General features: G+C 63.2%; 12 protein-coding genes. 3 read left to right on the top strand and 9 right to left on the bottom strand.

Features of this window, described 5'->3' with window-relative positions:
* The 7 genes from G481_RS0115855 to G481_RS0115825 form a co-directional block, all read right to left on the bottom strand.
* Positions 1-248, bottom strand: a 248-nt coding sequence (locus tag G481_RS0115855; RefSeq protein ID WP_028030903.1) for a transposase, incomplete at its 3' end; no start/stop codon positions are given.
* A 271-nt stretch (positions 249-519) separates the two neighbouring features.
* On the bottom strand, positions 520-1,248 hold the full coding sequence (gene istB, locus G481_RS0115850) for an IS21-like element helper ATPase IstB (RefSeq protein WP_028030902.1): 729 nt from the start codon (positions 1,246-1,248) through the stop codon (positions 520-522).
* Positions 1,248-2,747, bottom strand: coding sequence for an IS21 family transposase (gene istA, locus G481_RS0115845; RefSeq protein ID WP_028030901.1), 1,500 nt, complete (start codon positions 2,745-2,747; stop codon positions 1,248-1,250). Before istA ends, istB begins: the two co-directional genes overlap by 1 nt.
* Before the next feature lie 440 nt (positions 2,748-3,187).
* A complete protein-coding gene (locus G481_RS0115840) occupies positions 3,188-4,093 on the bottom strand; it encodes an ABC transporter permease (protein ID WP_028030900.1) in 906 nt (301 codons plus the stop codon).
* Positions 4,094-4,096: 3 nt separating this feature from the next.
* Positions 4,097-4,924 carry an ABC transporter ATP-binding protein gene (locus G481_RS0115835; protein WP_245594987.1) on the bottom strand — a complete coding sequence of 276 codons (828 nt, stop codon included), beginning with the start codon at positions 4,922-4,924 and terminating at the stop codon, positions 4,097-4,099.
* Positions 4,909-5,877 (bottom strand): ABC transporter substrate-binding protein, encoded by a 969-nt coding sequence (locus G481_RS24110; protein WP_051294584.1) that lies wholly within the window; start codon positions 5,875-5,877, stop codon positions 4,909-4,911. Before G481_RS24110 ends, G481_RS0115835 begins: the two co-directional genes overlap by 16 nt.
* Positions 5,874-6,884: a dipeptidase gene (locus G481_RS0115825; protein ID WP_028030898.1), complete on the bottom strand. Its 1,011-nt coding sequence runs from the start codon at positions 6,882-6,884 to the stop codon at positions 5,874-5,876. The genes G481_RS24110 and G481_RS0115825 overlap by 4 nt, the downstream gene beginning before the upstream one ends.
* Positions 6,885-6,988: 104 nt before the next feature.
* Here G481_RS0115825 and G481_RS24105 point away from each other — a divergent pair, with 104 nt between their 5' ends.
* Positions 6,989-7,963: a LysR family transcriptional regulator gene (locus G481_RS24105; protein ID WP_084450994.1), complete on the top strand. Its 975-nt coding sequence runs from the start codon at positions 6,989-6,991 to the stop codon at positions 7,961-7,963.
* 247 nt (positions 7,964-8,210) lie between these two features.
* On the opposite strand, the gene G481_RS0115815 is transcribed toward G481_RS24105, so the two are convergent.
* Together G481_RS0115815 and G481_RS0115810 are read right to left on the bottom strand one after the other, a co-directional pair.
* Entirely contained in the window at positions 8,211-8,537 is a 327-nt protein-coding gene (locus tag G481_RS0115815) for a type II toxin-antitoxin system RelE/ParE family toxin (RefSeq protein WP_028030897.1), read from the bottom strand.
* Positions 8,537-8,800: a hypothetical protein gene (locus tag G481_RS0115810; RefSeq protein WP_028030896.1), complete on the bottom strand. Its 264-nt coding sequence runs from the start codon at positions 8,798-8,800 to the stop codon at positions 8,537-8,539. Before G481_RS0115810 ends, G481_RS0115815 begins: the two co-directional genes overlap by 1 nt.
* A 608-nt stretch (positions 8,801-9,408) precedes the next feature.
* Between G481_RS0115810 and repA the strand changes: the two genes are divergently transcribed.
* Together repA and repB are read left to right on the top strand one after the other, a co-directional pair.
* A complete protein-coding gene (gene repA / locus G481_RS0115805; RefSeq protein ID WP_028030895.1) occupies positions 9,409-10,605 on the top strand; it encodes a plasmid partitioning protein RepA in 1,197 nt (398 codons plus the stop codon).
* Positions 10,605-11,528: a plasmid partitioning protein RepB gene (repB, locus tag G481_RS24100; protein ID WP_051294581.1), complete on the top strand. Its 924-nt coding sequence runs from the start codon at positions 10,605-10,607 to the stop codon at positions 11,526-11,528. Before repA ends, repB begins: the two co-directional genes overlap by 1 nt.
* Positions 11,529-11,684: the final 156 nt, after the last annotated feature.

Genomic DNA, 11,684 nt, shown 5'->3' with positions numbered 1-11,684 from the left:
AGAGGCGCAAAGCAAAAGCCATCCTGCTCCGGCGCAGGCAGAACCAGCTTCCCGTCCCGCGCCCGACCGCGCCATTCCGACAGATGGTTCGCCCGAAGCCCATACCGTGCCGCAACCGCGTTCACCGTCACGCCAGGCTTCAGAGTTTCCGCAACGATCTGCGCCTTGACCTCGTCCGGCCATCGCTTCTGGCCATTGGCCCGTATCTCAACCCCGTAGTCCCTGAGAAACTCCACCGTAGTCGCCATCGCGAAACTCCCGCCCGATATCCAACAGGCGCGCAGTCGCAGGTTAACCAATCAAGCAGAAGGTGGGGACCAGGCACCCCTTACGCATAGCTGTGTGACTTGTGGCATTATGCGGCCTCGGCGTTTGGGGTCGCGAGGTGTCAATCGGCATCCAAACGGGCCCCCTGATCGGCGTCCAAAAGTGACCCCTTTGGTGCGCGGGTGAGCAGGCCCGTGGCGGCGTAGCTTGCCAACTGGCGCAGCCGACGCGGGCCTGCGTTTCGGCGGGCATTCAGGCTCGGGTTTTAATGCGCCAACTGTCGTTGCCGGTTTCAACGATGTCGCAGTGGTGGGTTAGCCGGTCGAGCAGCGCGGTGGTCATTTTTGCGTCCCCAAAGACGGTCGGCCACTCGCCGAATGCCAGGTTGGTGGTGACGATGACGGAAGTCTGCTCGTAGAGCTTGCTGATCAGATGGAACAGCAACTGGCCTCCGGACTGCGCGAATGGGAGGTATCCGAGTTCATCGAGAATGACGAAGTCGAGCCGCATCAGATGTTCTGCAAGCCGGCCTGCCCGTCCGGCACGGGCCTCGGCCTCCAGCCTGTTCACCAGATCGACGACATTGAAGAACCTGCCCCGGGCACCATTGCGGATGACCGCGCGCGCTATGGCCACGGAGATATGTGTCTTGCCGGTGCCCGTGCCGCCAACCAGCACGACATTGCGCTGTTGGCTGAGGAACTCCCCGCTGGCCAGATCTCGCACCAAGGTCTCGTTGATTGGGGTGTCATCGAAGGTGAACTCCTCGATCTCCCGGGCATAGGGCAGCTTGGCGGTAGTGATCTGGTATTTGACCGACCGCGCTTTCTTCTCGTTGATCTCGGCGGCCAGAAGATCTCCGACGATCTGGCGGGGTTCGTGCTGGCGGCGCACAGCCACCGCCATGAGTTCGTCATAAGCGGCGCGCATCCCGTAGAGCTTCAACTCGCCCATTGCGGCCATGATGTCAGCACGATCCATCAACTGGCCCTCCGCAGCAGGTCATAGCGGGCGCAGTCCGCCACAGGCTCATGGGTCAGGCGCAAGGCCGGAGAGGTCAGCAGAAGCGGTGGTGGTTCCGGATCTCGCCTGCGGGATAGAATATTGAGGATTACATCGGCGGAGTGAACGCCCTGCGAGAGTGCTTCGGCGCATGCCTTTTGCACCGCAGGCATTCCTTCCGTCAGCACCGCGCCGAGGATCTTCACCATCTGGCGGTCGCCATCCGAGGAGCCCTGCAGCTTGCGGCGGATCTGTTCAAGAGCTCCGGGAAGAACCCAGTCCTTGAACGGTGCGCCGTTACGCAGCGCCCCGGGTTTGCGAAGCAGAACAGGCACATAATGCCAGGGATTGTAAACGGTTCGGTCTCGGCCGAAGTGACGCGGATGGTCTCCGACCAGTCGGCCCTCCTGCCGGATCTCGATCCGTTCCGCATAGGCCCTGACCTCGACCTGCCGCCCGACAGCCGTTGCCGCGACTGAGTATTTGTTGTTATCGAAGCGCACGAGGCAGGTTTTTGAGACCGCCGCAGGCAGCGAATGGAAGCCGTCGAAGCGCCCGGCATAGGGAACAAGGTGTGGGCGCTCTTCCTGGAAGACCTGCCAGACGGTTTTGTCCGTCAGCTCCGGATGCTTGCTGGTTCTGGCCGAGGCGATGCACTTGTCCAGCAGCCAGGCATTCAGTTCCTCGTAGCTTTTGACCCTGACGCGGGGCGCGAAGAACCGCTGACGGACAGTGCCGACCTGGCTCTCCACCTGGCCTTTCTCCCAACCCGCAGCAGGGGTGCAGGCAACAGGTTCGACCAGATAATGGCTGGCCATCTGCAGGAACCGACGATTGTAGAGGCGTTCCTTGCCGGTGAAGATGGTCTCCACCGCCGTCTTCATGTTGTCGTAAATCCCACGGGTGCAGGTGCCCTTGAAGAAGGCGAAAGCCCTGTCGTGGGCATCGAACACCATCTCCTGCGTCTCGCGCGGATAGGCCCGCACAAAGAACATCCGGCTGTGGCACAGGCGAACATGGGCCACTTTGATGGTGGTCGTCGCCCCATCGATCACGACAACCTCGTGGCTCCAGTCGAACTGATAGGCTTCACCGGGCGCAAAGCTCAGGGGCACGAACGCAGAAGATGCGCCCGAGCTCTGATTGCGCGCCCAGTTCGAGGCGTAGCGGCGCACCGCATCATAACCACCTTCATAGCCGAGACCGCTCAGTTCTTCGTAGATCTGTGTCAGGGACTGCCGTTCCCTGCTGGCCCGCGCGGCGTTCACCTCAAGCAGCCGGTTCAACTCCCCCAGCCAGGCACCAAGCTTCGGGCGCGGCTGCACCGTCCGGGTATATGTGAACTCGGTAATCCCGGTGCGGATCACCTTCCGCACCACCTTCTTCGACAGCTTCAGGTCACGGCAGATCGTCTTGATCCCCTTGCCCTCGGTAAAATGCAGCCGCCTGATTTTTGCGATTGTCTCCACGATCAGCATCCCGCGCTCGGACTCCGATAATCATCGAAGGCACAATGGACCCAACCCCCGGTCGGTGGGGTCCCTTTTGGACGCCGATCACCCCAGAAGCGGGGTCCTTATTGCAAGCCGTTCAACAACGAAGGGCTGCAGCCGTCCTGATGATGGCGGGTGCAGGCCAGACTCTCGCCGAGACGCTACTTAGCGGAGATACAAAGGCGCTGCGCCAGCAGCTCATCCCCGAATGCCGCACCTGCCGGGGCGAGAGCCGCTGGCCGATAGCACAGCCGTAGCTATCGGTGGAGCTCGACAATGCGATGCAGCCTCACGGCAGGAATGGAGGCTGCGTTCCGATCGCGTTCGCGGAGTGATCGACGCAGTGTTCGAGTGCGGCCGGCGGATACTATTGTGACCGACCGCACCGCAGATCCTGCGTTGCTCAGACAATGCTCTGAGGCCGATCAGGCGTGCAGCTTTTCGCGCCCGCTGGACCCGCCGCGGCGCAGGGCCGGCAGGCCCAGCGTCAGCAGCACGAAGACGGCCGTCACCAGCTTCAGATCGCTGGGTTGCAGGCCAAGCGCCAGGCCGAGCGAGACGAACTGGTAATAGATCGCCGCCCCGACCACCGGAGCCAGCAGCTGGCGGGTGATGGTCTGGCGGCCGACCACCGTTTCCCCGATCACGAGCGAGGCAAGGCCGTTGATAAGCAGCCCCATGCCCATGCCGATATCGGCAAAGCCCTGCAACTGCACGACCAGCGCGCCGCCAAAGGCGGACAGCCCGTTGGCAAGGCCCAGCCCTACCAGGGTCCAGACCCACAGGTTGATGCCCAGCGAGGGCGCCAGATCGGGGTTGATGCCCACCACCCGCAACGCGGCTCCGGCCTCGGTCGCCAGAAACCAGCGCAGCGCCAGCAGCATGGCCACCACCAGCACGGCAAAGACCGCAATCTGCAAGGCGACCGAGCCCAGGATCGCCGGGCTGATCTGCAGGAAGATGCTGTCGGCGGAAAACAGCGCCACGTTGGACCGGCCCATCACCCGCATGTTGACGCTGTAAAGCGCGGTGAACACCAGGATACCCGCCAGCAGCGAGTTCAGCCGGAATTGCAGGTGGATCAACGCCGTTGCCATACCGGCCAGCACCCCGGCGCCAAAGGCCACGACAGTTGCCGCAAACGGGTTCCAGCCGGCCAGGATCAGCGCGGCGCAGACGCAGCCGCCCAGGGGGAACGCCCCCTCGCTGGTCAGGTCGGGAAAGCTGAGCAGCCGGAACGGGATCATGATCCCCATCACGACGAAGGAATACATCAGGCTTTGCGCAAAGGTCACCGGGATCAGGTTCAGGAAGGCGTCGATCACGGTCATGGCTCAGCTTCCCAGCAGCATTCGGTCATTGTCGATACGGAACTTTTCCACCAGATCGGCGGCGGTCAGCGCCGATTTTTCCGGCCCCGCAATGTCCAGCCTGATGCGGCCGGCATCCATCATCACCAGCCGGTTGCCGGTCTCGATGGCCTGCCGCATGTTGTGCGTCACCATCAGCGCGGTCAGCCCCTGTTCGGCCACCACGCGCAAGGTGGCCTCCATCACGATCTCGGCGGTGCGCGGGTCCAGCGCGGCGGTATGTTCGTCCAGCAACAGCAGTGCCGGGCGCGACATGACCGCCATGATCAGCGACAGCGCCTGACGCTGCCCGCCCGAAAGCAGCGCAACGGGCGTCGTCAGCCGATCCTCCAGCCCAAGCGCCAGCGGACGCAGCCGGTCGCGATAGCTGTCGCGGCGTCGGCGGTCCAGCGCCAGCCGCAGGCGGCGCGGCTGCCCGCGCCGTTCGGCAAGGGCCAGGTTTTCCTCGATCGTCATGGCGGCGGCGGTGCCGATCATCGGATCCTGAAAGACCCGCGTGATCATGCCGGCGCGGCGGTGCCCGGCCAGTCGGGTGATGTCGCGACCGGACAGCGCGATGGTGCCGGCATCAAGGGCGAAAGTGCCGGCGATGCTGTTCAGCAGCGTCGACTTTCCCGCCCCGTTCGAGCCGATGATCACCGCGAAATCCCCCGGCGCCAGCGACAGGTCCACCCCGTCCAGCGCCGGCCGCGCGCCGGGCAGCCCGCCGCCAAAGGTCTTGCGCAGCCCGCGCAGCGCCAGAAGGGGGGTATCGCCCCCCTTCGCCGTGCCTGCGCTCACTTCAGCAGCCACGGGCTGTCCTTCAGGGCATCGGGGATCGGCAGGCCGACAGCCTCCATGCCCTTGACGCTGACATAGCTGTCGAAATCCCCGGCGACCGGCACATAGGGCGCATTGTCGGCCGGCTTTTCGCCCTTGAGGATGCGGTCGGCGATATCGGCGGCATGAACACCGTTCTTGCGGTAGGAAATCGCATGGAAGCCTGCCAGCTGATCCTTGAGATCGGGGCTGAACACCGAATTGAACAGCGGCATCCTGATACGCTGCGCCACCTGGGCGACGATCGGCACCGCCGTCTGCACCACGTTCGACTGGATCAGGAACACCGCATCGACCTGTCCGGCAAAGCTCTGGACCCGCTGGGGCAGATCGGCGGCGGCCTCGACCGGAACGCCGACGATACGGATGCCCGCCTTTTCGCCGGCCTTGGTCAGCAGCTCCATGTTGGTGGCGTCGTTGTCCTCGCCGGGGTTGAACAGCGTGCCGACGGCCTTGATGCCGGGGATCACCTGTTTCAGATAGGCCAGCGTCGCATCGAAATCCGGCATCATCGATGCGCCGGTGCTGGTGGCCGATCCGTGCTGCCAGTCCGGCACGATCCCGGCAACGACCGGATCGACGACCGAGGCAAAGACGATCGGGATCGACTTGTCGCTGATCCCGCGCACCGCTGCCTGATTGAGCCCCGTGGTGATCGCCAGCACCAGCGCCGGCTTTTCCGCCTCGACCTTGGCCAGCACCTGCGGGATCAGCGTGCGGTCGAAATTGGCATGGTTGAAGCTGTAGCTGACGGCCGTTCCCTCGGCATGGCCCAGTTCGGCCATGCGCTCCTTGAAGCCTTCGGCAACCTGGTTCAGCGCGGGATGTTCGCCAAAGCTGGCAATGGCGATGTGTTTCGTCTCGGCCTGGGCCGCAACGGCGGTCAGGGCGATGGCGGCGGCAAGCCGCAGGGTCTTGAAGCTCATGCGTCTGTCCTTTGATGGGTGGGTCGCCATGTCTGCGCGGCAACGCGCAGGAAGTTCTCGCCAAGGATCCCCAGGATCGCCGCCTCGTCATAGCCATGGCGGTCCAGCGCCTCGACCAGTTCGGGCAGTGCCTCGGGTTTGACATCGGCCCAGGGCGGGCGCGGATAGCCGCGCTGCGCCATCAGCGGGCCGGAGTCATAGAGCTTGGTCATGAAGGGTTGATAGAACACCGTGTCCAGCCCCAGCCCGACATGCTGCGGGCCGACCAGCTGGGCGATATGGTCGATATGGCGCATCACCGCCCCGACGCCCGAGCTGTTGTCATCGGTCAGGAAGGCGCCGATGGAATTGATCCCGACGACGCCCCCCTTGGCCGCCAGCGCGCGGATCTGCTCGTCGGTGACGTTGCGTTCGTGGTTCTTGACCGCCCTTGCGCTGGAATGGCTGGCGACCACCGGCTTTTCCGACAGCTCGATGATGTCCAGCGAGGTGCGGATGCCGGCATGGCTGATGTCCAGCATCATGCCCACCCGGTTCGCCTCGGCCACGAAGGCGCGGCCCAGCAGCGACAGGCCGGCATTTTCCGGCTCGTGGCAGCCATCGCCCAGCGGGTTGCGGGTGTTGTAGCACAGGATCATCCAGCGGATGCCCAGCCGATACCAGGTGTCGATCAGCGCCGGGTCATAGCCCAGCGGACTGGCGCCCTGCAGGTGAAAGCCGATGCCCAGCTTGCCATCGCGCTTTGCGGCGCGGATGTCCTCGACCGAGTCCACGATCTGGCACAGATCGCTGCGGTTCTCGAAGTAACGCCGCTGCTGGGCGAAATGGCGCAGGGTCGGCTCTGGCCGGTCCCAATCGGCGCCGATGGTCATCGACAGATAGCTGAAGCCCGAGGCGTGATAGCGGGGCAGCATCGAGGGCCCTTCGTCCAGGCATTCCGGCGTCCAGCCGACGGCGCTTTCCCAGACAAGTGCACGTTCCAATAGTGAAACAAGATGAGGCGTCAAACCGCGACTCCCTTTTGCATTTTGCCAAGATTACATCGGATATCGGGGTTGCCACAGGAAAAATTCCGGGTTTCACTGTCCCGAAATCAGGACAATGATCCGCCATGCCCTTGCCGCCTGATCCGACCGACCTGATGTATTTCGCCCTGGTGGTGAATGCCGGCGGGTTTTCCGAGGCCGCCAAGCAGAGCGGGATTCCCAAATCCACCCTGTCGCGCCGTATTGGCGAGCTGGAGGCGCGGCTGGGCGAAAAGGTGCTGCAGCGCACCACCCGCCGCATCGTGATGACCGAGATGGGGCAGCGCATCCTGGGCGCCGCTGAGCAGATCGCCCAAGAGGCCGAGCGCGTGGCCGAGGTGGCGGAACACCGGCAGCAGACGCCGTCGGGCCGGTTGCGGGTCTCTGTGCCCGCCGATCTGGCCAGCATCGTGCTGGGCCCGATGCTGGCCGCCTTCAGCGCCGCCTGGCCCGAGGTGCAGCTCGATCTGGACCTGTCGCCGCGCTATGTCGATGTGATCGCCGAAGGCTACGATCTGGCGATCCGGGTGGGCGAGGGCGATGCCTCGCAACATCTGATCGCCCGCCATCTGACCGATCTGGATCTGGGGCTCTATGCGGCGCCGGCCTATCTGCAGCGCCGGGGCGCGCCGCAGGGTGCAACGGATCTGGCCCGGTTCGAGTTGCTGGCCCTGATCAGTGCCGGGGCCGCGCTGCCCTGGCCGCTGAGCTTGCGCGGCCGGGCGGTGACGGTGGACATGGCCGGCCGCCGGATGGGCGCCAATTCCTATGATCTCTTGCGCCGGATGGTGCTGACGGGCGCCGGCATTGCCGTGCTGCCAACCCTGTTCGCCGAGGACTTCCAGCGCCAGGGCCGCCTGGTGCGATTGCTGCCCGAATGGGGCTTGCAGCCGGTCACCGTGCGGGCAGTGTTTCCCAGCCGCCGCCTGATGCCGCAAAAGACCCGGGTGTTTCTGGATGCGCTGCTATACCACCTGCGCCCGGGCCGCCCGGCCGATCCCGCCCTGATCGAGGCCTATAGCCTGATGACCGGCGGCCCGCAGCGCAACGGACTGCTATAGCCTCAGACGCGGCGCCTTACTGGAAGTGATCCTGGCCGTCCTGCGAAGATTTCAGCTTCTTTCGCGTCGTAAAATTCTGGCCTCTCCATGCCTTTTATGATCATAAAGCCTCACGAATGCGCATTACCTGGCCGAAGTGGTCTATATCCGATAAGGTTGCCTTATCGGATGTGGTGGCGTAGCCCCGCATCAAGCGTCCGTCGCCAGGCTCAGACGCCGCCGATCAGACCATCGAGAACCCGTCAGGTTACCCCCCGGTTGATGCGTTCCGCCCTGCACTGCGGGTCAGCCAGTCCTGTCCTCCGAAGGCGACCAGAACGATCGAGACCCAGTCGCCCTCGACCCGGTAGACCACCGTCAGCGCCCGCCCTGCCCCGCCTTGGCGCACCTGCCAGCCCGCAAGCGGCGCGCCAAGGCGTGCCCCCAATGCAGGTTGAGCAAGAATGTCCGCCAGCAACGCTTCGACCTGATCCAGTCGGCGCAAGGCAGCATCGACATCACCGCTGACGGTGTAGACATGTTCGGCCATGGCGCGCAGATCCTGCGCCACGAGGGAATGACGGCGAAGGCGCATCAACGCCGGGCAAGCCAGTCGCGGGCTTCGGTGGTGATCTCCGCCGGGCTGTCCATCGCCTGCCACTGATCGGGCGGCAGGGCCAGACGCCGCTGAACCTCGGCCTCCAGCAGCGCCTGATCGCGCAAGCGGGCCGACCGCGCGCGGGCGAGCTCGCCCGAAACGGCGGCGCTGACATTCGGGTATTCGCCCGCTGCGACCAGCGATTGCACATGGTCGAACGCGGATTCCGTAAAGCTGACGCTTTGCTTGTGGACGCCCATGGTGATCTCCGGTGCTCTGTTGGACTACCATATGCCTCTAGCTTCGGAAAGGCAATCATGCGTGGGTCTACGACCCTCGTACGGAGCAGACTTCCGGATCTGCCGCCATGTGTAAGTGGGCCCGTGCGCGTAGTGCAGGAGTCCACAGGACGCCAACGGCTTGGAAGGCGGGGGGGAGCTGCAAAGACCTTTCGTCTCAGTGACCTCGAGGGCGCAACGCTCGGCCTGCATGCCGCCCAAGTCGCAGAGAATCGTTCGGTGCCCAGCAGGCATCACCGGACGCCGATCCACCATCTCTTTACAATCCGGCGTTCCAGCCGCCAAATCCAAGATCCAGGACAGTCCTGCACCCCGCACGCCAAGAGGCAGTCCCGTTGATAAGGCTGTGGATATCTTTTCTAAATTTATATCAATATGTTGCACAGTAAACCTGAACCTTCATGTGAAGCGTTGGAACGGTTGATGGCCACAATCACCGTGAACTTCCGTTCCGATTGCAGCAAACTTTTCTTGCTCTCTGACCAACCTATCGGCATAGAGTGGACGCAATAAGCGAAAAATTCGGGTGGTTACCGTTCCGAACCCCACCGAGCAGCGAGAGCGGACAGATGACACAGGCGCTACACGAGCACCTTTTGGGCTTCGCGAGGGACCTTACCACGGCGCTCAAGGTGCTTTCAGAGAGTTCGTTTGCGCCACATGAGATCAAGACACTCCGGACATTTTCAGCCGGCGAGGCGAGCTATTATCTCGGCGTCGCTGACGGTTACCTGAGAAAAGCCCATCACGAAGGCCGGATTCCCGAAGTCGAGATGGGTCCGGGCGGGCGTCGAAAATATTCGGCAGAAAAGATCCATGAGATCCGTCGGGTGCTGGCTTCGACTGCGAAGAACCCGGACCAGTTCCGCCCCGGGCGACGTAGCGCGGATGACCCCACCCAAGTCATCGCCTTCGTGAACTTCAAGGGCGGGTCCGGGAAGACCTCAACCGCAATTCACGCAGCCCAGGACCTCGCGATGCGGGGCTATCGAGTGCTTGCAGTGGACTGCGACCCGCAGGCATCTCTGACGACCTTCTTCGGCTACCAGCCTGAGCTCGACTTTTTCGACGGCGGCTCGCTGTATGATGTCATCCGCTATCGGGACCGGGAGACGGGTGAGGGTCCGAAGCCCATCACTGATGTGATCAAGCGCAGCTATTTCCAAAACCTCGACCTTGTGCCCGGCGGCATCCAGGTCGCCGAGTTCGAACACGAAACGCCGGCTGCACTCAGCAAGGGTGAGCTACCCGTCTTCTTTGACAAGATCCGCTCCGCGCTCCAGGCGGTGAAGGATGACTATGACGTGGTCATCCTCGACTGCCCGCCACAGCTCGGCTACATGACCCTGTCCGCCATATGCGCCGCTCAGAATATCGTCATGACGATCATCCCGGAGCGCGTCGATCTCGCTTCGGCGGCCCAGTTCCTCAACATGGCATCCTCGTTGACCGAGGTCTTGCACGAAAGCGCCGGGGTCGGCCTGTTCGACAATTTCCGCTTCTTGCTGAGTCGCTTCGACACGAACGTGGCAACCCAAGTCGACTTCGCCTCGTTCATTCGAGACCTGTTCGGCGAAGCAGTCATGAAATCCGCCTTCCTGAAGTCCGCCGCGATCAGCGAGGCCGGCGTCTCACAGCAGACCGTGCTCGAGGTCGAGCTTGGGGAGATGCGCAACCGTAAGACTTATGAGCGGGCGATCCAGTCCGTGCACGAGGTGACCGAGGAGCTTCACACGATGCTCCAGCGGAACTGGGGGAGAGGCTGATGCGAAAGAACCTGCTCGCTAGCAGCCTCAAGGCTGTCCGGGACGGCAAGGCTGCTGCGACCGAGGAAGAGCAGAAACCTCGGAAGCTTTCCGGGGTACTCGATGTTCAACGCGGTCTCGATCAGCTCAGCGCGGGCGCTGCCCGTCAGATCGACCCCGCCCAGATTTCGGAAAGCGCCGTCAGGGACAGGTTTGACGTTCAAGACGGCCTGGAGGACCTCGTCAATTCGATCAGTGCGTCCGGACAGAAGCTACCGGTCTTGCTCCGCCGCACCCCTCAGGCCCCCCTGCCCTACGAGGTGGTCTATGGCCGGCGACGGATCGAGGCGTGTCGACAACTCGGCATTCAGGTTCTTGCACATATTGCGGAACTCAGTGACCGAGAGGCGCTGATCTCCCAAGGGCTTGAGAACGCGGCCCGTCTCCAGCGCAGCTTCATCGAACAGTCGGTCTACGCGGAGCAGCTCCTGCGTCACGAGTTCTCTCGCGAAGACATCATGGAGGTGCTCGCGGTCGACAAGACGACGATCAGCCGGATGCTGGGCGTGGTGGCTGACGTGCCGCGCGCTGTTATCGACCGGATCGGCCCGGCTCATGACTCTGGCCGCCGCCCTTGGCAACAACTGCGGGACCTTCTGAAAGTGCGTGAGGACCTCGATGAGAACGCGCTTATTGCAATGATACCGGCAAATGCCCCCAGCAGCGACAGGCTGAACGGCCTGATCCGCGCGCTTACCCAGAAGCCCGATCCGACTCCGCCAGTCAGCGTTACTAGGGCGATTGCAGAAGGTCGCGTGAAGATCGAGGTTGCGCCCGGGAAGATCGTCGTCCGGTCCTCTGGCGAGGACCTGAAAGCTTTCTCAGCCTTCCTTGACGATCGGCTCGAACAGCTTCTCGCGGACTTCCTGGATGATGGGGCATGACCAAGTTGACCACTGGTCAAAATGGGTCCGAATCTTGACCTAAATTGACCACTGGTCAACATCAGGCCACCCAAGATTAACGGACAGCAACAAGAAACAATCAGAAAGGAGCAGACTTCAGGCAAAAAAGAAACCCCCCGAAAGCGGTGATGCTTC

Origin of the sequence: Gemmobacter nectariphilus DSM 15620 (assembly GCF_000429765.1) — a bacterium.
Classification (GTDB): Bacteria; Pseudomonadota; Alphaproteobacteria; order Rhodobacterales; family Rhodobacteraceae; genus Wagnerdoeblera; species Wagnerdoeblera nectariphila.
This window is presented reverse-complemented; position numbering and strand designations above follow the sequence as displayed.